Source organism: Paenibacillus xylaniclasticus, assembly GCF_004001065.1.
In the GTDB taxonomy this organism is placed as follows: domain Bacteria; phylum Bacillota; class Bacilli; order Paenibacillales; family Paenibacillaceae; genus Paenibacillus_T; species Paenibacillus_T xylaniclasticus.
Genome location: NZ_BIML01000007.1, coordinates 126,137 through 147,982, shown reverse-complemented (window position 1 = coordinate 147,982; position 21,846 = coordinate 126,137). Strand labels below are relative to the sequence as shown.

Here is a 21,846-nt window from a genome sequence, read left to right as displayed (position 1 = left end):
ATGACATAGTGCTTCGAGGAATGAGCATGCACGCCCCATTCATTCATCTCATCTAAGCAAGGTCATAACGGCGTAGCTACCACATTGAATTACCCGCCACATATGCGCTGTTTATCTCATGTCATTACGGTCTGTAAGCGGGACGTCCAAAAAATAAAACGCCCCAAAGAAAACGGTTACAATTTAAGATAGGAAGTGTTTTCAGTTAAAGAAAAATTCCCACCGTGCACTCCCCTTCAAGCTCTCCTCACATCAAAGGAAATAATAGTGTAGCTAGCGGTATGAACATTATTGCCCTATGTCCGCGTCGCATCCCGCTCTACTCAGCCTTAACTGACGAAGTAACGGAATACATATCCCATTAAAATTCCAAATAAATAAACATATTTACATATACTAGTTTATTACACAACCTACTCCAAGTACAGAGAAAAAAGTCCCTATATGTAAGAAAGACAGCTTACCGCTTAGGTCAGCTGCCTTGTTCTAACCTCTTCTTATGTGCCAAGTGCTACCTTTAAACGCCGAGACAGACCGGCAGTAAGCGAGCTGCCGCCTCTCTGCTTATCACCGAAGCCAAGCTCATACAGTCGCTCCGTCTCCATAAATCTTGCTTCTGCCGTATCCGTCCCCATAACGACCGCAATTAGACGTGTATTACCGCGAACCGTCGTACCCGTAAAGCAGTACCCTGCCCGCTCCGTATAGCCCGTCTTAAGCCCATCGCTTCCTGGATAAGCGAATCGTTCTCCCGGCAGCATAAGGTTGGTCGTACGAAGTGCGCCGCTTCCCCCTTCGTTGTTATAAACCGCCGAACGGGACGTAATCGTTAGCACTTCTGGGAAGGAGCGAATCAAATAACGCGCAAGCGTTGCGACGTCTCTGGCCGTAAGCGAGGTTTCGCCTTCAGAGGCCGCCTCTGGAAAAGCTGCCAGATCAGCACTGCTAAGTCCGGTCGCATTCGCAAACACCGCATCGTCCGACAGTCCAATTTGCTTCGCTCTATCATTCATCATACGGACAAATTGCTTCTCCGTACCGGCGGCATACTCAGCCAGAGCGACTGCAGCATCATTCGACGAATGAATGGCCATCGACTCAAACAGCTGCCGTACTGAGATGGACTGTCCCACGAGAAGTCCCGCTCCTGCCCCCGGTACAGAGGCTGCATACCTAGACACGGCTACTTGATCGTCCCAGCCCATACGTCCTGTCCGTATCGCTTCAAGGACGAGCAGCTCCGTCATCATTTTGGACATGCTTGCTGGCGGCAGTGGTGTATCGGCATGCTGGACGAACAACGTTCTTCCTGTGTTCGCCTCGATCAAAATGGCAGCCTTAGCCTCAACCTTTATCGTATGATGACCCACAAACCAAGCTTCTCCTCTTACAATCCACAGCAGAATACCAATTGCTGCTGCAAGAAGCACTATTCGTTTCATCTGGAACGACCTCCGAACGTAATCTGATGCTTCCATCTTACGAAACACAGATTAACGTTTCTGCAACCGTTCCATAATCGTTCCATAAGAAAATCTTAAGAATGCTTTACAATTAGACAATTAGACACTGATGCTTAACAGACCCGCTTCCTGTCAGCTAGACATGAATAGGCAGCCTTAGAATAAAAGCTGTTCGATATAAGTCACTTACGACGCTGATCGTACCGCCGTGACGCTCGACAATGCTTTTGGCAATAGCGAGTCCAAGGCCGGAGCCGCGGGAGCCATTTTTCTCCGTACGTGATTTATCCACTCGATAGAACCGATCGAAGATGTGCGGAAGATCGACCGAAGGAATCGGTTCGCCATAGTTAATCACCTCGGAAACAGCAAATCCATCTTCACACCGAACGGTCAAATCCAGCTTCTTCCCGTCTCGGCCATAGGCGATCGCGTTGGCGAACAAATTCTCGAACACGCGTACCAGCTTATCGGCATCGGCGAATAGCATCACGTTCGTCTCCTCCGTCAACAAAGATCCGTGCAGCCCGGCTTCAGACAACGGCACTTGATACTGTACGAGCAGCTGACGAAGCATCTCGATCAAATTAAACTCCGAACGCTTAAGTGGAATCGCATCGTGGCGCATGCGGGTATACTCGAACAAATCCTCAATGAGAACGCCGAGCCGCCTCGCCTTATCATGTGCAATCTGTACATAATAACGAAGCTCAACCTCATCACGATACCGATCCTGCTCAATTAGCCCCAGGTAACCGATAATTGAGGTTAGAGGCGTTCTAAGATCGTGAGATACATTCGTAATGAGCTCGTTCTTCGCCTGCTCTGACCGCCGTTGATTTTCTAAGGTCTCCGACATGCCAACAACAATTCGATTCGTGATCTCAGCCAAGTCCGTCAGCTCATTGTTCTGGCGAACCGGAATCCGATGATCAAAATTCCCGTCTGCGATGTAATGAACAGAGCGGCTGATTCGAGCCAAATAACGGAACTGCCGCTGCTGCAGCAGCAAAAAATAAAACAAATAAATGACGATGACAAGCGCCGGGGTGAACATGCTGTCCATCCGGTTCGCGAGCCGAACGACCTTCCAATAAAGTGACGGGTATTGCACGAGTAGCTGCAGACCGACCGATTGTAGCAGGAAGAAGGTAATATAGGTGAACGCTGCTGCCAGCGCCATATGCCATACAAGCCTTAGAGACATCCGCAGCACGATATGGTTATGCATCGATTTTGTACCCGACTCCCCATACAGTAGTAATGAGCTTATCACCGGTTTCCTGCTCCAGCTTATCCCGCAGCTTGCTAATATGCACCATCACTGTATTGTTCGATTCAAAATAACGTTCGCCCCACACCTGCTGAAAGATGTCTTCCGCGCTAAACACGCGCCCCGGCTGACTGGCGAGCAAATATAGGATACCAAATTCCGTAGATGTTAGATGCAGCGGCCTTCCGTCAACCTCGGCTTTGTGCGTCATCCGATCGATTCGAAGTCCGCCTATATACAGAATATTCTCGTCCTCAGCCTTTGCCGGACGGCTGTAATGATAAGAGCGGCGCAGCAGCGATTTCACACGGGCGATCAGCTCCAGCGGATTGAACGGCTTCGTCATATAATCGTCGGCCCCAGTCATGAGACCCATAATTTTGTCCATATCCTCCGCCTTCGCGCTTACCATTAGAATCGGAATCGCTTCCTCCTTGCGCAGCCGGCGGCACAGCTCCAATCCATCCATCCGCGGCATCATTACATCCAGCACGACCAGATCGAATGTCTGCTGCTCGATCATTTGCAGCGCTTCCTCACCGTCTCCGGCAATTTTCGTCATGAAGCCTTCGTTACGCAAATAAATGTCGATAAGCTCCGCGATCTGACGGTCGTCATCGACAATCAAAATAGTACGATTCATCGTTACGCTCTCACCTCGATCTACCTCATCCGTACTGTAATTCTATGTCACCCCTACTATACACGAACTACATTATTTTGTCCTTTGTACAATTAACAGATTAACGATGTTTAAGGATATCTTAACAGAACGTTAAGATATTGCTCTCCAGTCAACAGCGGAGCACGTTCCGGTGGTCACAAACCTGTCGTTGTGGTAAACTAATTCGTATGGACAAACTCATGGGAGGGACTTAAATGTCGGCAAAAAATAACAGAATGCGCTCCGATATGATTAAAAAAGGCTTTGACCGGGCGCCGCACCGCAGCTTGCTCCGTGCAGCAGGTGTGAAGGAAGAAGATTTCGGCAAACCGTTCATCGCGGTATGTAACTCTTATATCGACATCGTTCCAGGTCATGTGCATTTGCAAGAGTTCGGTAAGCTTGTGAAAGAGGCAATTCGCGAAGCAGGCGGCGTGCCGTTCGAGTTCAACACGATCGGCGTCGACGACGGCATCGCAATGGGCCATATCGGCATGCGTTACTCGCTCGCAAGCCGCGAAATTATCGCAGACTCTGTTGAGACCGTTGTTAACGCTCACTGGTTCGACGGCATGGTCTGCATCCCGAACTGCGACAAAATTACACCTGGCATGATGATGGCAGCACTGCGCATCAACATCCCAACCATTTTCGTCAGCGGCGGCCCGATGAAGGCAGGCAAAACGTCCGACGGCCGTTCGATCTCGCTGTCGAGCGTATTCGAAGGTGTCGGCGCATTTCAGTCCGGCAAGATTGATGAGAAGAGCCTGACTGAGCTTGAGCAATACGGCTGCCCAACCTGCGGCTCCTGCTCCGGCATGTTTACGGCGAACTCGATGAACTGCTTGGCAGAAGCACTCGGCCTTGCATTGCCTGGCAACGGCACGATTCTTGCAGTCGCTCCAGAACGCAAAGAATTCGTGAAGCAATCTGCTCGCCAACTGATGGAACTGATCAAGAATGATATTAAGCCTAGCGACATTGTTACGAAAGAAGCGATCGACAACGCATTCGCAGTCGACATGGCAATGGGTGGCTCGACGAACACCGTTCTCCATACGCTTGCATTGGCGCATGAAGCAGGCATCGATTACCCAATCGCTCGCATCAACGAAGTTGCGAACCGTGTGCCGCATCTGGCGAAGATCGCACCGGCATCAGACTGGCACATTGAAGACGTGCACAATGCAGGCGGCGTTAGCGCCGTCCTGAACGAGCTGTTCAAGAAGGAAGGCGCACTCCATGGCGAATGTCTTACGGTAACAGGCAAGACGCTTCGCGAGAATGTTGCCGGCTGCGATATTAAGAATACGGAAGTTATTCGTACGATCGACAATCCGCACAGCGAACGCGGCGGTCTGGCTGTATTGTTCGGTAATATTGCACCAGAAGGCTGTATCGTCAAAGTTGGCGCAGTCGATAAGTCGGTCGGCGGCTACCACAAAGGCCCAGCGATCTGCTTCGATTCGCAGGATGACTGTCTTGCAGGCATCGCCAACGGCAAGATCAAAGAAGGCCACGTCGTCGTTATCCGCTACGAAGGACCGAAGGGCGGCCCAGGCATGCCTGAAATGCTCGCACCTACGTCCCAAATTGTGGGCATGGGTCTCGGCGCCAAAGTCGGCCTCATCACCGACGGCCGTTTCTCCGGCGCTTCGCGCGGCATCAGCATCGGCCATATCTCGCCGGAGGCAGCTGAAGGCGGCCCGCTCGCATTCGTTCGCGACGGCGAAGAGATCGAGCTCGATCTGAACAACCGTACGATTAACCTTCTCATCGACGAAGAAGAGCTGGAACGCCGTAAAGCAGAATGGAAAGGCTTCGAACCGAAGGTGAAGAAAGGCTATCTCTCGCGTTATTCCAGACTCGTTACGAATGCAAGCATGGGCGCTGTTCTGCAATAATCTGCCCCTAACTAGAAACGCTCATCGGAGTTGGCTCATCTGGCGCCATCCGGTGAGCGTTTTTAGCGTGCTTGAAGAACCAATATAGGACGAATCCAGCTGTACCCAGCGTACCCGATCACAACCGACCGAGTTAATAAAAGACCATATCCAATAACGCGATTGAATCTCGGTATAGTTCGCGATCATTTTGAATATGATCGTCTGAGTCCTCATCCGATATCCTAACCTCTTATAGATTTTGTATTCACTTCGATTCAGCAAAATATTGCGCCAACTTCTCCTCTAAATCTGCCTTAAACCGGCCATGAAAAAACTCCCCTTGATAAACAGGTTTTATTATTTCACGTGTCTACCTAAAGGGGAGCATATCAAAATTCTGGCTGACCTGATAATACGAAAAAGCCGCTATCTCTATACTAGAGATAACGACCTTTGGTTACTCATACGACTATACGCCAGACTTGCCGACAGCAGCAGCTTCAACTTCATCCTCATGCTCCATCCGATCCCGTAACTTCTGAACCGCTTGTTCAGTCGATTTGTGCGTTTCCGACGCATGCTTGAGCGCGAAGTCTTCCTCGCTTGCTGCTGCAGCCAAATTCAACATATCTAACATATCGAATAACAGAATATGCGGTACCATCTCAACAGCATGCCGTTCGCTCTTCTTACCCGGCTTGGATGGAGGAGTGAGAACACGCATTAGAATGTGCAAGTACAGCTTTGACAGCTTGGCGAACAACCCTTCTGGCAGCGGATATACTTTAAAGCCAAGACGGTCAGCTCCACGGTGAATCATCGTAACCCCATATACAGCCTTAGCTTGACGGGCCGCAGCATCGGAGGCAATCGTCGTCGCCATGATCGGAAGCCGCTTCTCCATCTCTCGCACTAGACGAATAGCCGTCGCTACAGGCGAAGAAGACTTATGTGCCAGCTCTAACAGCAACCGGTTGTCGAAGTGCATCTCGACGATCATATCGCCGCTTGCAAGCTCCCGTCCATCCGAGAGCGGCAGCGTACGACCATCATATTTTATCACCCGGTAATGAAATGAAGGGTCAGGAGAACCGATCGGCTTCGTACGGAACAACCAATGGAACAGCTTCTCCCACGTTAGCCAAAGTCCAATCATCATTCGTTTGGAACGCTTCGGTACAAGCGACTTTGCCTTCTCAGTCAATTCGATCATCTCATCAATAGCGACAAAACGAAAGCCTTGTCGAACGCCTTCACGCAATACGTTGTCCAGCGCTTCCAGCATATTGGCCGGAGCGTTCTCATCGGCTCCCGGCGTCATGCCGCAATCATGGAGGAGCATAACTTCCCCCGCCCGAAGCTTCTTCATCATTCGCTCTTCCAAGCGTCTTGCGCCAACCTTATATCGCCAATCCCCGAACAAAGAGGACCACAGAATAATTTGCATATTACGCAAGGAATAATCGAACAGGTTAACGATTCCCCACGGCGGACGGTAATAGACGGCGCGCTGGCCAATCGCTTCCATAATTACGTCGTTGGTTCGCTCAATTTGCCGTTTGACCGTCTTCGGCCGCATTAGCCAGTTCGTCTTATGCTCGTAATTATGAATGCCAATTACATGTCCTTCATCCTGCATCCGCTTCAGCAGCTCCGGATGCTTCTCCGCATGCGCGCCTACCACAAAGAAAGATGCCTTCGCTCCATATTGGCGCAGCATATCTAACAGCTGCGGCGTATAACGCGGATCTGGGCCGTCATCGAACGTCAACGCAATTTCACGCTTCGCCTTTCCCCGCTTGAATGCACGAAATCCGAACAACCGGCTAATAAGCCCAGGTAAGAAGGCATAGAAAGTTAATCCATAAAGAAGTAGAATAATAAGATATTGCATCAATTAGTCCCACCAGATCGATTATTGATTATTATTGTTTCAATACCCTGCTTGCGAAATCCAATCACTCCATGAAGACTAACTCTAATTGTAACACACAACAACAAAAAATAGGCACTTAAATGCAAACTGTAGTACAATAGAATCGTGTGTTATTAATATGCACTACGGTAAGGAGTGTCCTACCATGATCGTATTTTATAAGAAATATTGGCGTACTGCCTTCGACTTAGCGTTGATCGCTCTTACGGTTTACTTAATTATGTTTGCGTTCAGCTTTATGTATAAGCTAGCTACGCCTGTTTTCTTATCGTTCGTCGTGTACTTGTTCATCGAACCGCCCGCGCGCTGGCTTAACAAGCTGGGCTTGAAGAAATCGATCGCATCAGCCATCAGCGTCCTGTTGTTCACTCTTATCATTCTAAGCTTGTTCTTAGGCTGTGGATATATTATTGCCGACCAAGCGATGAATCTCATTAACAATCTACCCGAGTATCAGAAGATAATGAAGAGCGAAGTATCATCTCAATCCGATTGGCTTTCGTCTAAGGTCGACTCGCTGTCTCCGGAGATGCTCGCTCAATTCGATCAAGTCGTCGATTACGTAACCGAGAAAGGGCGGACGATCGCAACCGATTTTCTCATGCTCATTTCCCGTTATTTAACGAACTTCTCGACTTTCGTCTTTAACTTCTCGATTGGCATTATCTTAGCTTATTTCCTCAGCGTCGAGATTAAGGACTGGAAGAAAATCGCGGAAGAGAAAACGCCGAATACGTTCAAGGTCGCGTTCTACTTCTTACGTGATAACGTATTTAAAGGCATTAGCGGATATTTGAAATCACAACTGAAGCTCGTTTCGATCACCTTCATCGTCATCTTAGTCAGTCTTCTCGCGCTTGGCGTTAAGAATGCGTTTATGATTTCGTTCGTCTCCGCCATCTTTGATATTCTGCCTCTGCTTGGCGTCGCTACGGTATTTATCCCTTGGATTATTTATTTGTTTATCGTAGGTAACACGGCGCTTGCGCTATGGGTAACGGCGTTATTTCTCGTGGTGGTCATTACCCGGCAAATTCTGGAGCCCAAGATTACAGGGAATACATTAGGCGTATCGGCATTTACGATGCTAACCTTCATGATTATCTCACTATCGCTGTTCGGCGTTGCCGGTGTTATTTTATCCCCAATTCTCATCATTCTTATTAAAGCGCTGTACGATCAAGGATATTTGAGCCGATGGATACGAATGCCGCAAGGGGAGTTTAATTCTTCTGAACAGGAAACGGTAGTCAAGCAAGAAACGGAATAACGTTTAACCGCATGAAGAAAGGTTGGGCAATAATGAGGACACACATTCCTCATACACCCAACCTTTTATTATTGCTGCTGCGCGGCAATATCCAACACGCCTCGGAACAGCCGCCTTGCTTCACTTACACTGTCCGGCGGACGATCCTCTACTAAGACAGCAATAGCATAGCGTGGTTTACGGATCGGTCCATAACCAATAAACCATTGGTTCACACGATATTCCCCATCTCGAATGACCTCTGCCGTACCCGATTTTCCTGCAGCCTCCCAAATTCCATCTTGGATTGATTGTCCTGTACCCGATTTTACGACGAGCTCCATGCCGTTCATAAGCTCTCTGGCAGTAGCCGGTGACACGCGCCCGTTCGGCGCCGTTGCCGCTTGCACGGGCAGCTTCGCAAGCCTCTGACCGTTCGCGTACTTCAACTCACTTACAATTCTCGGTTCCAGCACACGTCCTTGATTCAAGATCGACACGATCATATTCGCTGCCTGAAGCGGCGAAACCCGCACATCACGCTGACCGATTCCGGTCTGCGCCATTAAACCGCCGTCAAATGATACAGGCATTGTCTTCACAATAACGCCCGCTTCCTCCTCCGGCAACAGCCGAAGCGGCCCAGCCAACGGTCCGACGGCTCCCTTACTGCTCCAGCCAATCTGTTGGCCTAAGCCGAGCCGATCTGCTGTATCCAGCAACTGCTGCGGCGATAAACGTTCCGCAATCGTCGCAAACACGATATTGCACGAGTACGCTAGTCCTTCGCGCAGCGTCAAGTGACCATGACCGCCTTGTTTCCAGTCTGTTAATCCATATCGGCCATACTCCCCTGTGCAATGAAAAGCTTCATTCGGCTTCGACACCCCTGCTTCCAGCGCTGCTGCTTCCGTAACCAGCTTGAAGATCGATCCCGGCTCGACCGCCCGCAGCGCCCGGTTCACCGTATCAGTTCCAGGAAGGCCAATCTGCTCTGGATTCAGCTTCGGCCGGGACACAATAGCTACAATGTCTGCATTCCCTGCATCCAGTACGACGACAGCTCCTTTCGTAAGCTCTTGCCGGTCGACATAAGCTTCAATTGACGATTGCAGCTTCGCATCCAATGTCGTCACAACCGTAAGCGGATACATCGGATTATGTGGACCCGTAACCCGCAGACCGAGGCCGTGAAGCGGCTGTCCAGCGGCATCGGTATAATACGATATTCTCGTCTCCTTCCCCCCGCGGAGCAGCCGGTCCAACGACAGCTCAAGCCCGGCACTGCCTACTACGGCATTCAGCTTTATTTTTCCCGAAGCATACTCATGTCCGTATACTGTCTTCACCCGCTCCGGGTGCTGACTGATGAATCCGAGCGTATGCGCAGCCAAGTATGGCTCAATGTATCGAAGCCGATAAGGCACAACCCGTACTCCATTCACTCGAATGGAAGTAAATTGTTTAACCTGCTCATCAGACAGCGCTGCTGGATGGCTTACTCCTGCAACCTTCCAATAACCCGGCTGCTTCACTTCGACGAGGTACGACTGCAGCTGTTCGTACGTTACACCGAGAATATCCGCCATGCGCTCTAATTGTGACCTATCCCCGCGGGCATGCGAAGCTAATGGAAATACTGCTAATGCTTGAATGGTTTCCCCTGTCAATCTCTCCCCATAACGGTCCACAAAATCGCCTCTCCCTGTATCTAGGATCAGCTCTTCGTCGCGCTGTGCAACCGATTGCTTCACCACATTCCCCGCCGTGCTCCGATTGGCTGCAGGCCACAGCTCCAGCATGCCCAGCCGCCATATGTAAATACCGAACAGCACCGTCATCATCATGCCCAGCTGCAGCAATCTTCTTCGCAACTCTCCTGCATCCTTTCCGCACTCGGCATACTCTGTTCGCTAGTATTACCTTCTGAAATGAAGGTAAACGTTGCAGGAATTAGCACAAGCCTGCTTCACGGAGTCATCGAATGCTTCTAGCTGTGTACGGCTCGCCATAAATATCAGACGCGATCTATCGGCAGCTTTCTACGTTTGAGAAGAAATCTTTTCTACCCGTGCCCTCCAGTCACTTGTTCCACACGTCCTGTAAGGATGGGTCCATACGGATTTATGCAATCGCGATGTAAAGGACCCTTTACATAAAAACCAAATCATGATAGTTTATTAATTACCAGCTATTTATGGAAAGGAGAGGATAGAATGGGAGGTGAAGACCTATTCTTACGAAGCAATATTCAAGCTCTACGTATAGAGAAGGGATGGACACAGCAGCAATTAGCGGACGAATTGAAAGTTAGTCGACAAACGATCATATCAATTGAAAAAAATAAGTATATGCCCTCCTTAAAGCTTGGCTTTCGAATCGCAGAGGTTTTTGACAAGAGCATATATGAAGTTTTCGAATATGAAAGGCAGGGAAAATGATGATAACTCTTGGGCACGTGAATTCGTTCTTTGCCGTATTAGGCTTTTTAGCCTTCATAAGTATTATGATCTTGAGCGCGATGGAAATGAGAGATGAGCGTGGCGTTTATATTCTGAATAAATTTTTTAAATCCATGTTTTTTGTATTAACCGGAAGTATTTCTTTCCTCATCCTGATAAGTGCATGGATCGACCTTTCATACGATATATACCGGAACATAGTGACACTATCTTATTCCTCAGCTTTTGTCTTAGGGTCATTCATATTAATCACATTGCGAAGACGTAACTAATAAATCGCACGGTCGCCAATCCGTTCTTCTAGGAGGAGGAGGAGTACTATTGGAATTCTGTAAACCAAGTTACCAAGAGAATCAACGGAAAGGACATCGTTAAAAATATTAGTTTGTCGGTTCCTACCGCGGCGTCCATTACGGGACTGGCATCGATCACAGGAGAAATTCATGTCCCCAGCATGCTGGAGAATGTAATTAGTGTCGGAGCGGTAACGAAAAGCAATCGGCTGTCACCTTATTCGAACTATGGGGCCCATCTTGATTTTGTCGCCTCTGGAGGATATTTCGGCGATGAGTTCGATACCACAGGGAACTTCAATGTAACAGACCTGATGCTGACTGCATTTCCAAGATCAATGCCCAACAGTCCGCTGGATATGATACTCAACATTCCTCAAGGTTATTCGCTTTCTTATGGGACGAGTTTAGCAGTACCTCAGGTATCCGCAACCATTGCAATCTTACTGTCTGAATATTACGATAGGCATCATCGATATCCAAGAACCGACGACGTCATGCGAATACTTCGGAACAGCGCCAACGATTTGGGGGCTCCCGGCAGAGATGATCAATTCGGCTACGGGGAAATTAATCTTGCCCGTGCTTTATCGAAAATATATTAGGAGCCATGAAAAAAGCACCAGTGGTTGGAAATTGATAATCTAAGAACGCATGACTAATAGTACGAAAACATTAAATTATAGTGGGAGGTAACTGAATATGTATAAATACGACATTGTCACCATTCCTATGTCACCTCTAAAAGGTACACCTAAGGAAGACTACCGCAAGGTAATCGACCGTTATGCAGCTGCCGACTGGAAGCTGCACAGTATTGTACCGATGCCTTCTTTGGCAGGGGGGCAGATGTCTGCCTTAGAGCTTATATTCGAATGAGTTATCGAATAGGAATTGCTGTTAGACAGCAGTATGTTTTTGGGGTCAACCGGCCAGATATAGTGGGAAGTAGAGGCATGAAGATTCAAACTGCTAAAGCCGCACTGGACCCACTAACCTTCGGGTAATACTTATCGGCGGAACTCACGTCATCAAAATCCGACCCAATGCGGTCGGGTTTTTGATGATGAGTCGAGGAGAGAAACTCCCTAATGGCTTCTTATTCATAGTACCTGAGAGTATAGGTGGTTACCCCCAATAATATGGCCTCCTCATTTCTATCTTCGCTGTAACCTCCACGAAGTACTCATTTTCTGGAAATGAAAAACTCCCCCTTGATAAACAGATTTTCTTATTTCATCTGTTTATCTTAAGGGGAGCATATCACACTGGGTCGGCTCTTCAATATTATTTGTTGTCGCTTGTGCCAGTCGTCGTGAAGCGCGCCAGCGATTGCTGCAGTTTGTTCGATACTTCTTCGAGCTTGCTCGACAGCTTCACAAGTCCTTCGCTTATGCTCAGCTGCTCGTTGCTCAAGGATGCAACTTCTTGAGAAGTAGCGGAGGATTGCTCAGCAACTGCACTTACACTGCTCATCGCTTCTGTCAGTACCGCCTGCGAGCCATCCAGCTTGCCAATTGCTTCTGTTACCGAAGCCAGACTTTCGGCAAAGCTGCTCATATGCCCTTGAACGGTCAAGAAGATTTGATTCGATTCTTTAACCGACGATACCTGTTCTTGGAAGATCGGATAAGCTTCCGTTAACACACCCACCGTCTCATCAATCTCACGCTGAATCGTTTCTGTAATTTGACCGACGACATCGATAGAATGACGAGATTGATCTGCCAGCTTACGAATCTCGTCCGCGACAACCATGAAGCCTTTGCCTGCAGCGCCTGCCCGAGCTGCCTCAATCGTTGCATTCAAGGACAAAATATTCGTTTGCTTCGTCAGATTGTTCAGCACATCGAGAATTTTACGAATCGATGAAGTCGAATCTTTCAGTTTATCGACCTTGCTGACCATGTTGCGCGTCATCTCTTCCGTAACGCCAGTCTTCTCGATAAGTACGTTCATATAATTGCTGCCTTGCTCACTCGCTTGCTCAACTGCAGCAGCAGACTGCTCCATCGAACGATTCGAGCTCAGCACCGATTTCATTTGCTCGTTAATTTCCATTGTCAAATCATTGCCGCGTTCCGCTTCTGTTGCAAGGCTAGTAGCACCGCCGGCAATCTCCTCTGTCGCCACTGCAATTTCTTTCGCAGAAACTGCCGTTTTGCGCGAAGCTTCCGTCAACTCGCTTGCCGTTGCCAATACATCATTAGCGGATAGATTCGTCTGCTCAACGAGCGACGTGATTTCCGCCATCATCCGGTTAAAGCTGTCCGTCAATTGGCCAATCTCATCCTTGCGATTCAGCTTGAGACGAACGCTCAGATTGCCGCGCTCCCCTTCGTTCATTAAGTTGCGAAGCTTCACAAGAGGATGTGCAAACGTACGGATCAGCACATACGAGATTGCAACTGCAACCAATGCAGCGATAATCGTTACAATCAGCGTCTGTACATAGATTTGCTTAGCGTCCTTAATTAGCTGCTCTACCGGTACCTTGCCAACTATCTTCCATCCCGCACTATTAAGTGTCGAATATGCGGCAAGCACGTTGTGTCCTGATCCATCTTTAGTCTCTAGCGAGCCCACCTCCACTTGGTCGCCTTCAGTAGGGAGATTAATGTCACTCGGTTGAGCTAACTTCTCATGCGTCGAATCTCCCGGATACATAACATAACGGTTCTGCTCGTCGACAATTGTTATTGTGCTGCCATCACCAAGCGAAATGTCGCCAACCGCATTCACAAGAATATCCTCTTTAATTTCAAATAAGAGCACGAACATCGACTCGGTTGTCGTGTTGTTCTTCAAGACTCGGGCAATCCCGAACGTCGACTCTTTTGATTTTCCGGTAGGCCCGCTAACTGACGTTGGAACCCATACGGCTTGACCATTCACTGCAAGCGCATTCTTATACCAATCGAATGACTCAAGTGTTTCCTTATTAATTGTCGAAGCGCCAAGAGCAAATTCTCGATCATCGATCGGGAAGAAGTAGGCTTTGGCGATCGAATCGTCGCTTAGTGCATATTTATCCAATACAGTTTGAATTTTTGTCAAAGTTTGGAATTTTTCATGTTTCTCATATTGCTCATCACGTACAGCGCTTATCAGCTCTTGAATATCAGGATCTACCATCACTTGCAAGGTTTGCGTCACGTAGTTATTAAACATCAAATTAAGCTTGCCTGCAGCCTGCTGAATCGTTTGATAGCTAGAATCCATCGCGTTATCGCGAATAATTCCCCTCGACGTGTTATACGCAAGTAACCCAACGACTAGAACACATACAAGAATGCTTGATAATATAATCAGGAATAACTTCGCGCCAACAGAGTACCGTGGATTTACCCATTTGACATTCTTCCAGCTGCCATTGAGCTTCACCCTAGGAATTGAGAATTTGTTGTTCAGCGACTTCGAAGTTTTCTGTTCAGTTTGCAGCGTATCTTGTGTTTCTTGCTGCAGCCCCTTATTTCCACTTGTTTTAGGCTTCTTCACCTTTTTTACCATAGATGTCACACCGCCCGCTTCTCGAAATTATGCTCACAACCTAAACGATAAATGAACTTATGTACTAAAATATATATACACCTTATATATCGGATAAAGCAACCGCAAATGTAAGCCCTTTTATCCACACCATACACATTTTTTTGACTTTTTAGTGTATACAATACTTATATCACATAACTATAGCTATTTCCCATCTATCAGACACGGTTCCAGACACAGAACTATAATACTAAATATGATCTCCTCCCCTATAATCCTACAGGCTCGTGCTTGTATAGTGCACCAGTGCAAGCCAACCAAGCAGACTGCAACGATTACAGCGGTCTACTTCTCGTAATTTGGGACTATCTTTCTTCCTAGCTCATGTCCAACAAACACGATCGGAATGACGAGCAGACCCACGGGAGCACTTAATAAAATTTGTTTCATTGTCACAAGTTCACATGAGATCAGCTTATAAAACAGATACATGGTATAAGGCATAATAATTGCAACCGCACTTACCACTCCAGGGGTATACATTCTTAAATATAGAGATTGTCCTACGTGAGTAAACACATGTAAAAAAAACAAAGAGTTAATCGCAAGAAATACGAAATATTTCCCCTGTTCCGCAGCAATATATGTAAAGGGAATAAATATAATGAACTCAAGCAGCACCGCAACTGCAAATTGACCGCTAGTTATCGTGAGCATTTTACTTAGATCCGCCTGTATGCTCTCAGGAACTTTGCGGAGCACCTTTTCTTTATTTTTCTTTGCCCAAAATTCAACCATAATAATTTCTTCTAAATCATGTAGTAGAAAAGCAACGATAAATAGCCAGATTAACGTTTGTTTGGTTATGTCAATGGTTATGCTCAAGAGGATGTACCCCCTTATTCTGAAGGTTAAGAAACACCAGCTTCATTCATCTGACTTACTGCACTCTTCGTAAATGCTCCATTAATCTTTGTTCATTTTCTCTCGCATCATCAAGATGAAAGACATGTGAGGAATTAGGAGACCACAACAACGTCTTTCCATTTGGAGCATCCAATATATCGTAATAGCGGGTAATAAGTTCAGGCATAATATGCTTTTCTTTACTACCGTGAATAAACATTACAGGTATTTGTAAGCTCGGAATATCAGTGAAAAAATCGAACGTGTTCAAATCATGCAGCAGCTTATCGTTCGAATAGGCCAGCTTGAAGCCGCGTACAAGTGAATTGTAAATATCGATCAAAGAATAATCCGGTGATTTAAGCATAACTTTCAAACTTGAAGTGAGCGACGCGGAATTTTTATCGCCTGCATCATAAAGCATCGTTTTATATTTAAACTGCCATTTTCGAATGACAGACCACTGCTCGAAATCTTTGGTATAGGGCGGCTCTCCTAATAGCTGCAGCTCTCGTAAACCCTTGCTATCCTTTTTCTCCCTAGCTTGTTCCAGTAACCACATGTAGCTTAATTTATCATTCTCAACCCAGTTTACAATTTGCGAAAATCCGGTGTAGGAATAATAACGTTCAGGAAATTGATTAGCAAGATTTAGAGCGATGATTGTTCCCCATGAATGAGCTGCCAAATGTATTTTGGATTGCTGGAAACGATCCATTAAATAATCCGTTACCTCTTTGGCGTCTTGGATGAATTGTTTCAAGTGTATCGTTTCTAGCGGAATGTCTTTAGAATAGGATTTCCCTGTACCTCGTTGATCCCAGAAAACAACCGTAAAATGCTTCACGAGCTCCTTCGTAGTCATAACGAGTGCATAATCGGTGCCCCGATTCGATACGCCAGGAACAGGCATACTAGGGCCGCCATGAATAAATAATAGAATGGGACTTCCCGGTTTGTCGGTCTGAATAAGGATACTTTGTTGAACGCCTCCGACTGTAATGCGCTCCAAACAGCTAATTCCTTGCTCAGAAATGTGAAAGTCCGCTTTATTAAACCATTTCAACTGAAGATCACCTCGATGTGACAGATAAACATGAGCATTATCTCCGCACATGTAATTATTGATTTATATTAATCTTTCATTACCAATCGAGCAAGCAGAATCCGCGGTGATCGATGATTTTAAAAAAAAAGAAGATGACTCCCGATAGATTAAGAAGTCATCTTCAGTCTGACGATATTATTGTTACTTACCGATCCGTTTACGCATCATGTCCATCGGTTTAACCGGATAATCAACTGCCATTTGAATCAGCTGAAGAGGATGGCGAGCTGCGTCAAGCGGATTGCCTTCTGTATCCGTAATCTTACCGACCGTCTGCTTAAAGAACGTACCGCCAGGTCCGACGAACTCAACCTGCTGTCCTGGCTTGAAGTGGTTACGCTGCTGGATGGTCGCAATACCTGTCGTCTTATCGTAGGCCTGTACGACGCCAGCAAAATCATACGGCGCCGCTTTATCTTCCGGCTCATAAATATGCTCTCCTGAACCAGGCGTTTGGAAGAAAAATCCGGTGTTCAGCGGACGGTTCGCTGCCTTCTGAATTTCCTCCAGCCACTCCGGCTTCAAGACATAGCCTTCCGGATCTTCGAAGTAAGCATCGATTGCTTGACGATAAGCATTGACGACGGTGGCCACATAGTGAATACTTTTCATTCGTCCTTCTATCTTGAAGCTGTCGATCCCGACCTCGATCAGCTCTGGCAAATGCTCAATCATACATAGATCCTTAGATCCCATCGTGAACTGTTCTCCGTCATCCTCGAACTGTTCCGCATCGATGAACAAATCGTATTTCCATCGGCACGATTGACAGCATCCGCCGCGGTTCGAATCACGATCCGTGAAATGGTTAGACAACACGCAGCGTCCCGAGAATGATGAGCACATCGCGCCATGAATAAACGCTTCGATCTCGATATCGACATGCGCTTTAATTTCGGCAATCTCCTCCAGACTCGCTTCACGCGCCAGTACGACCCGCGGCAGCCCTTCGTCCTTCCAGAACTTAACCGCCTGCCAGTTCAGGGTTGATTGCTGTGTACTTAAGTGAACCTCCAGCTTAGGAGCGACGCGAAGCGCAGTCTCGACGATAACAGGATCGGCAGCGATAATCGCTGCTACCCCGACCTCTTCCAGCTTGCGTAGATAATCCTCCAGCCCTTCGAGATCTTCGTTATGTGCATAGATGTTCGTAGCAACGAACACTTTAGCACCATATTTAGCCGCGAACTCTACACCTTCGCGCATTTCTTCGAAGCTGAAATTATCCGCATTGGAACGCAGACCATATTTCTGTCCGCCGATATACACCGCATCCGCTCCGTAATGAACCGCAAACTTCAGCTTTTCCAGATTGCCGGCAGGGGCCAGCAGCTCGGGTCTATCTAGTCGATATCGTTTGCCTTTCAGCATACGCTTAGGCTCTGTTGCCGAATTGCTCATATGAAGTCACCTCTATCCTTCGTTTCATGTTGATATTAATACACTTGTTCCTTGTAGAAAAATCCATAGCTTAGCTCGCGACCCGGCTCCTGTTTCGCTTGAATGCTTTCCAGCCATTCGTCACGGAACCGATAGTCTTGCGGAGAGCTGCAATACGCATCGATGGCAGCACGGTATGCGCGAACGACCGTTACGTTATACTCGGTCGACTTCAGAAGCCCTTCAATTTTGAACGAGTCAATCTCCGCCTCCATTAGCTCGTGCAAATTTTCGATCATGCACAAGTCATCCGGACTCATAATGTGGGTTCCGTTCGCGTCCTCATAGATCGGATAACGATCATCCGGCCGTTCCGCTTCCATCAGATACATCCCAGCGTTCTGACCGGATTTTCCTTCGTCAATCGAGTGTTGCTTGTAATCCATATAGCTCTGTACGAGCGAACGCTTGGAATGATAAATGTTCGTCATTCCGTGCACCTGAACTTGCAGTTCCAGCTTCGTATGCTGCTTCATTCCGACAATTTGCTCCATATTCAGCTCACGCGCGCATACGAAGCGACTTGCCCCGCGGCGCCCCCAGAAATTCGCCGTCTCATAGTTAGTCGAGGTCATTTCTGCATTCCAGTGCAGCTGTAGAGCGGGCGCATATTGACGTACCGCCATTAGCACAGCAGGATCGCCGAACACGACCGCTGTCACCCCAATGCGGGCAAGCTCCGTCACATAGCCAGGAATAGCATCCAGCAGTGCGTTATCGAAAATATTGTTCATCGAAACATAAATTTTCACCTCGCGAGGCGATTGCTTTGCAAGCTCTACAGCTCTCGCAATTTGCTCTAATGAAAATTCTCCTGGAAGACGCGCTGCGAACCGGGATTCTCCGACAACGAACGCGTCCGCTCCCGCTTCCATAAGCATCCGCAGCTCTTCTAAGCTTGAAGCCGTTGTAAGCAGTTCCGGTCTATATACGGTCATTTCTTAAAGCCTCCTGTATCATGGTGATCACACAATAAAAAAGATAAAGACGAAAGAGACTTCGGCAGCAGCAACTGCGAGTCCCTTCCGTCGATCGCATTCAGAGAGCAACCTTCTATAGCATCTAACATTTGCCTCTATTGCTGTGACGCTTTATTGCTTTCGGCAATGTTACGCTGATGCTCTTTGTACGTCTTCGCGAATAAATGCGTCTGCGAGCCGTCCTTCTTCGTTACGTAATACAAATAATCCGTCTGCTCCGGATTGAGTGCCGCCTGAATCGACTTTATGCTTGGACTTGCAATCGGACCTGGCGGCAGCCCTTGGTTCCGGTACGTATTATATGGGCTGTCGACCTCAAGATCCTTCTCCATCAAACGCTCTTTCTGCTTATCGAGCAAATATTGTACGGTCGCATCGATCTGCAGCGGCATCTTCTGCTTCAGCCTATTGTAGATCACACCTGCCACGAGAGGGCGCTCCTCATCAACGACAACCTCACGCTCGACGAGTGATGCGATCGTAAGCAGCTCATGCAGCGTCAGCCCGCGCTCTTCCAGCTGAGCATCCAGTTCCGGCAGCGTATTCAGCTTACGGTCTGTTTCGGCCAACATTCGCTGAACGATTTGCTCTGCAGTCGCTCCCTTCTTCATCTCATACGTATCAGGGAACAAGTAGCCTTCCAGCCGATGCAGCAGCTTCGATCCGGACGGGATCTGCAGCACAGCGTCAACATCTTCCCATTTACGGTCACCATCCATTAGGCTTAACAGCTCATCCTTGCCTGCTATGCCTTCCTGGCTCAGCTTGTCCGCGATTTGTAAGGCTGTAAATCCTTCCGGTATCGTAAACTTGATCGTCTCTGCCTTCACAATATCCCCAGCATTCAGCTTCGCAATAACCGCATCCAGCTCCATGCCCGGCTGCATGTCGTAACTGCCCGCTTGGAAACGGCTTCCTTCATCCTTCAGCTTCAAATAATATTTGAATATAAAAGCATTGCGAATGATTCCTTCGTCTTCCAACGTCTCCGCTACCTGAAATGGTGACATGCCGCTCTTCACTTCGATTCGTTTCATATCACCTGCAGCTGTAGGCCGAAGACCGTTCCAAACATATAATGCTACGCTGCCCACGCCGATGACCATAATTCCGAGCAGGGAAAGAATGACCCACATCGTAATTCGGCTTTTGTTAGGCCCAGACGGCTGGTAGTCTTCCTCTATATCCTCATGGTGCGATTGCGGATATTGCGACAACTTCTGCTCCTCCATTTCCGCGAAAAAGGGCGGTGTCGGCCGCCCTTGCTCGTGTTAACTCAGTTATCATTGTGTAAAGCAACTTACTAACTGAACGATCCGTTACTTACCCGTATCGTCAAAACAGATCAAATCGTACGCTTCTGCAGCACTTTCCCACTCTTCATCATCTTCGATGTTCTCAAGCTCTAGCTCGTTGCCCTCAATTAGACGCAGCATCTCCACTTCGCCCTCGTTGCGCATCGCTTCAGACTGAAGAGCAGCATAATAATGCTGACCTAGCTGAAATTCTGACATAATCCGGTACGTCTCTTCTGAGCCATTCTCACTCGTCAGCTCAATGAACTTGCCGTACTTGTCCACAAGCTTCGTTCCGCGCTGCGGCATCAAGTCAGTTTCATGCACTCACGAAGCCCTCCTTCGAAATTTCCGTTAGTCCTCGTCGCTCTCGTCCAGCTCGCCAAGCAGCGTATTGAACGTTTCTTCGACGATATTCCACTCTTCCTCGTCCTCAATCGTGTACAGCTTTAAATCGTCGCCATCTTCCTCATAACGGAAAGCGTACACTTCATCTTCTTCCTCATTACTCGATTCGAGCGGAACGACCATCATATATTTATGCTCCGAGCCGTCCACCTCAAACTTCATGATGACCTCAAATTCTTCTTCATTACCCTCTTCATCCGGAATATAAATAATTTCCGGTTCTTCAAATTGGTTCTCGTTGTTGTTCGCCATCTTCACCCTCACCTTTTCGTTCTAGAATCGAGATAGTTTTGCAAAATGAGTGTCGCGGCCAACTTGTCCACGACCTGCTTTCGTTTCTTACGGCTGACGTCTGCCTCCAGCAGCGTTCGTTCCGCCGATACAGTCGTCAACCGTTCATCCCAAAGGTGAACAGGTAAGTTTAGCTTTTGCTGGAGCTCCTCTGCAAATGCCATGCAAATTTCACCACGAGGTCCGATCGTTCCGTTCATATTCTTCGGGAGGCCTACGACGACCTCCGATACCTCGTGCTCCTTCACAAGGGCGGCAATCTCATCATACTCGCCACCGTCGCGTCTAGGATGCACGACTCCTACACCTTGAGCCGTCCACCCGAACGCGTCGCTTACTGCGACGCCAATATTACGGTCGCCGTAGTCTAAACCCATAATCCGCATTCGTTCGCCAGGCTCCCGTCTTTATTTATGTTCGCTCAAGTAAAATCGAACAAGCTCTTCAATTAACTCATCTCGTTCTTTCTTACGAATCAAGCTTCTTGCATTATTATGCCGCGGAATATAGGCAGGATCCCCGGACAGCAGGTAACCGACAATCTGGTTGATCGGATTGTAGTCCTTTTCCTGCAGTGCGTCATGCACCTGGAGCAAAATTTCTTGCGCGGATGCTTCCAATCCTTCCGCCTTCACGTCGAATTTCATCGTTTTGTCCATCGAGCTCATACCTAGCACCTCACTTTGGAAACCGCTTCATA

The 21,846-nt window shown here is 47.8% G+C and carries 21 protein-coding genes; 5 read left to right on the top strand and 16 right to left on the bottom strand.

Going from position 1 to position 21,846, the window contains the following annotated elements:
• Nucleotides 1-497 precede the first annotated feature (497 nt).
• The 3 genes from PXY01_RS11165 to PXY01_RS11155 all read right to left on the bottom strand — a co-directional run bounded on the left by PXY01_RS11165 (nucleotide 498) and on the right by PXY01_RS11155 (nucleotide 3,379).
• Complete coding sequence (locus PXY01_RS11165; protein WP_127569928.1) at nucleotides 498-1,442, bottom strand: D-alanyl-D-alanine carboxypeptidase family protein; 945 nt, start codon at nucleotides 1,440-1,442, stop codon at nucleotides 498-500.
• Between the two features lie 157 nt (nucleotides 1,443-1,599).
• Complete coding sequence (locus PXY01_RS11160; protein WP_246027878.1) at nucleotides 1,600-2,739, bottom strand: sensor histidine kinase; 1,140 nt, start codon at nucleotides 2,737-2,739, stop codon at nucleotides 1,600-1,602.
• The gene (locus tag PXY01_RS11155) at nucleotides 2,687-3,379 is read right to left on the bottom strand and encodes a response regulator transcription factor (protein ID WP_127569927.1); all 693 of its coding nucleotides are present in this window, start codon (nucleotides 3,377-3,379) and stop codon (nucleotides 2,687-2,689) included. Before PXY01_RS11155 ends, PXY01_RS11160 begins: the two co-directional genes overlap by 53 nt.
• Nucleotides 3,380-3,615: 236 nt before the next feature.
• On the opposite strand from PXY01_RS11155, the gene ilvD reads away from it, so the two are divergent.
• Complete coding sequence (gene ilvD / locus PXY01_RS11150) at nucleotides 3,616-5,304, top strand: dihydroxy-acid dehydratase (protein WP_127569926.1); 1,689 nt, start codon at nucleotides 3,616-3,618, stop codon at nucleotides 5,302-5,304.
• Nucleotides 5,305-5,325: 21 nt separating this feature from the next.
• Here ilvD and PXY01_RS11145 read toward each other — a convergent pair whose 3' ends face one another.
• Complete coding sequence (locus tag PXY01_RS11145) at nucleotides 5,326-5,520, bottom strand: hypothetical protein (protein ID WP_127569925.1); 195 nt, start codon at nucleotides 5,518-5,520, stop codon at nucleotides 5,326-5,328.
• Between the two features lie 235 nt (nucleotides 5,521-5,755).
• Nucleotides 5,756-7,180, bottom strand: a complete 1,425-nt coding sequence (locus PXY01_RS11140; protein WP_127569924.1) for a polysaccharide deacetylase family protein — start codon at nucleotides 7,178-7,180, stop codon at nucleotides 5,756-5,758.
• A 187-nt stretch (nucleotides 7,181-7,367) separates the two neighbouring features.
• On the opposite strand from PXY01_RS11140, the gene ytvI reads away from it, so the two are divergent.
• Nucleotides 7,368-8,492 carry a sporulation integral membrane protein YtvI gene (gene ytvI / locus PXY01_RS11135; protein ID WP_127569923.1) on the top strand — a complete coding sequence of 375 codons (1,125 nt, stop codon included), beginning with the start codon at nucleotides 7,368-7,370 and terminating at the stop codon, nucleotides 8,490-8,492.
• Between the two features lie 68 nt (nucleotides 8,493-8,560).
• Here the strand turns inward: ytvI and PXY01_RS11130 are convergent, their stop codons facing one another.
• A complete protein-coding gene (locus PXY01_RS11130; RefSeq protein ID WP_246027877.1) occupies nucleotides 8,561-10,345 on the bottom strand; it encodes a peptidoglycan D,D-transpeptidase FtsI family protein in 1,785 nt (594 codons plus the stop codon).
• A gap of 342 nt (nucleotides 10,346-10,687) precedes the next feature.
• Here PXY01_RS11130 and PXY01_RS11125 point away from each other — a divergent pair, with 342 nt between their 5' ends.
• The 3 genes from PXY01_RS11125 to PXY01_RS11110 all read left to right on the top strand — a co-directional run bounded on the left by PXY01_RS11125 (nucleotide 10,688) and on the right by PXY01_RS11110 (nucleotide 12,105).
• On the top strand, nucleotides 10,688-10,912 hold the full coding sequence (locus PXY01_RS11125) for a helix-turn-helix transcriptional regulator (RefSeq protein ID WP_127569922.1): 225 nt from the start codon (nucleotides 10,688-10,690) through the stop codon (nucleotides 10,910-10,912).
• Nucleotides 10,913-11,318: 406 nt separating this feature from the next.
• Complete coding sequence (locus PXY01_RS23295) at nucleotides 11,319-11,831, top strand: S8 family serine peptidase (RefSeq protein WP_373864291.1); 513 nt, start codon at nucleotides 11,319-11,321, stop codon at nucleotides 11,829-11,831.
• Between the two features lie 97 nt (nucleotides 11,832-11,928).
• On the top strand, nucleotides 11,929-12,105 hold the full coding sequence (locus PXY01_RS11110; RefSeq protein ID WP_127569920.1) for a DUF4177 domain-containing protein: 177 nt from the start codon (nucleotides 11,929-11,931) through the stop codon (nucleotides 12,103-12,105).
• Between the two features lie 408 nt (nucleotides 12,106-12,513).
• Here PXY01_RS11110 and PXY01_RS11105 read toward each other — a convergent pair whose 3' ends face one another.
• The 10 genes from PXY01_RS11105 to PXY01_RS11060 form a co-directional block, all read right to left on the bottom strand.
• A complete protein-coding gene (locus PXY01_RS11105) occupies nucleotides 12,514-14,736 on the bottom strand; it encodes a methyl-accepting chemotaxis protein (protein WP_127569919.1) in 2,223 nt (740 codons plus the stop codon).
• 327 nt (nucleotides 14,737-15,063) lie between these two features.
• Complete coding sequence (locus tag PXY01_RS11100) at nucleotides 15,064-15,603, bottom strand: HXXEE domain-containing protein (protein WP_127569918.1); 540 nt, start codon at nucleotides 15,601-15,603, stop codon at nucleotides 15,064-15,066.
• A 55-nt stretch (nucleotides 15,604-15,658) separates the two neighbouring features.
• Nucleotides 15,659-16,741 (bottom strand): alpha/beta hydrolase, encoded by a 1,083-nt coding sequence (locus PXY01_RS11095; RefSeq protein WP_127569917.1) that lies wholly within the window; start codon nucleotides 16,739-16,741, stop codon nucleotides 15,659-15,661.
• A 132-nt stretch (nucleotides 16,742-16,873) separates the two neighbouring features.
• Nucleotides 16,874-18,133, bottom strand: a complete 1,260-nt coding sequence (locus PXY01_RS11090) for a peptidase U32 family protein (protein ID WP_246027876.1) — start codon at nucleotides 18,131-18,133, stop codon at nucleotides 16,874-16,876.
• A 35-nt stretch (nucleotides 18,134-18,168) separates the two neighbouring features.
• Nucleotides 18,169-19,110, bottom strand: a complete 942-nt coding sequence (locus PXY01_RS11085; protein ID WP_127569916.1) for a peptidase U32 family protein — start codon at nucleotides 19,108-19,110, stop codon at nucleotides 18,169-18,171.
• Between the two features lie 137 nt (nucleotides 19,111-19,247).
• The gene (gene mltG, locus PXY01_RS11080; protein ID WP_246027875.1) at nucleotides 19,248-20,369 is read right to left on the bottom strand and encodes an endolytic transglycosylase MltG; all 1,122 of its coding nucleotides are present in this window, start codon (nucleotides 20,367-20,369) and stop codon (nucleotides 19,248-19,250) included.
• 102 nt (nucleotides 20,370-20,471) lie between these two features.
• Nucleotides 20,472-20,774, bottom strand: coding sequence for a DUF1292 domain-containing protein (locus tag PXY01_RS11075; protein ID WP_246027874.1), 303 nt, complete (start codon nucleotides 20,772-20,774; stop codon nucleotides 20,472-20,474).
• 27 nt (nucleotides 20,775-20,801) lie between these two features.
• A complete protein-coding gene (locus PXY01_RS11070) occupies nucleotides 20,802-21,107 on the bottom strand; it encodes a DUF1292 domain-containing protein (protein ID WP_127569915.1) in 306 nt (101 codons plus the stop codon).
• A gap of 8 nt (nucleotides 21,108-21,115) precedes the next feature.
• Nucleotides 21,116-21,532 (bottom strand): Holliday junction resolvase RuvX, encoded by a 417-nt coding sequence (gene ruvX / locus PXY01_RS11065; RefSeq protein WP_127569914.1) that lies wholly within the window; start codon nucleotides 21,530-21,532, stop codon nucleotides 21,116-21,118.
• Nucleotides 21,533-21,553: 21 nt separating this feature from the next.
• Nucleotides 21,554-21,814 carry an IreB family regulatory phosphoprotein gene (locus PXY01_RS11060; protein ID WP_127569913.1) on the bottom strand — a complete coding sequence of 87 codons (261 nt, stop codon included), beginning with the start codon at nucleotides 21,812-21,814 and terminating at the stop codon, nucleotides 21,554-21,556.
• Nucleotides 21,815-21,846 lie beyond the last annotated feature (32 nt).

What these genes read in the sequence shown, in the direction of transcription:
- PXY01_RS11165 (WP_127569928.1), bottom strand. Translation starts at nt 1,442, where the DNA reads ATGAAACGAATAGTGCTTCTTGCAGCAGCAATTGGTATTCTGCTGTGG.
- PXY01_RS11155 (WP_127569927.1), bottom strand. Translation starts at nt 3,379, where the DNA reads ATGAATCGTACTATTTTGATTGTCGATGACGACCGTCAGATCGCGGAG.
- ilvD (WP_127569926.1), top strand. Translation starts at nt 3,616, where the DNA reads ATGTCGGCAAAAAATAACAGAATGCGCTCCGATATGATTAAAAAAGGC.
- PXY01_RS11145 (WP_127569925.1), bottom strand. Translation starts at nt 5,520, where the DNA reads ATGAGGACTCAGACGATCATATTCAAAATGATCGCGAACTATACCGAG.
- PXY01_RS11140 (WP_127569924.1), bottom strand. Translation starts at nt 7,180, where the DNA reads ATGCAATATCTTATTATTCTACTTCTTTATGGATTAACTTTCTATGCC.
- ytvI (WP_127569923.1), top strand. Translation starts at nt 7,368, where the DNA reads ATGATCGTATTTTATAAGAAATATTGGCGTACTGCCTTCGACTTAGCG.
- PXY01_RS11125 (WP_127569922.1), top strand. Translation starts at nt 10,688, where the DNA reads ATGGGAGGTGAAGACCTATTCTTACGAAGCAATATTCAAGCTCTACGT.
- PXY01_RS11110 (WP_127569920.1), top strand. Translation starts at nt 11,929, where the DNA reads ATGTATAAATACGACATTGTCACCATTCCTATGTCACCTCTAAAAGGT.
- PXY01_RS11105 (WP_127569919.1), bottom strand. Translation starts at nt 14,736, where the DNA reads ATGGTAAAAAAGGTGAAGAAGCCTAAAACAAGTGGAAATAAGGGGCTG.
- PXY01_RS11095 (WP_127569917.1), bottom strand. Translation starts at nt 16,741, where the DNA reads ATGTGCGGAGATAATGCTCATGTTTATCTGTCACATCGAGGTGATCTT.
- PXY01_RS11090 (WP_246027876.1), bottom strand. Translation starts at nt 18,133, where the DNA reads ATGAGCAATTCGGCAACAGAGCCTAAGCGTATGCTGAAAGGCAAACGA.
- PXY01_RS11085 (WP_127569916.1), bottom strand. Translation starts at nt 19,110, where the DNA reads ATGACCGTATATAGACCGGAACTGCTTACAACGGCTTCAAGCTTAGAA.
- PXY01_RS11070 (WP_127569915.1), bottom strand. Translation starts at nt 21,107, where the DNA reads ATGGCGAACAACAACGAGAACCAATTTGAAGAACCGGAAATTATTTAT.
- ruvX (WP_127569914.1), bottom strand. Translation starts at nt 21,532, where the DNA reads ATGCGGATTATGGGTTTAGACTACGGCGACCGTAATATTGGCGTCGCA.
- PXY01_RS11060 (WP_127569913.1), bottom strand. Translation starts at nt 21,814, where the DNA reads ATGAGCTCGATGGACAAAACGATGAAATTCGACGTGAAGGCGGAAGGA.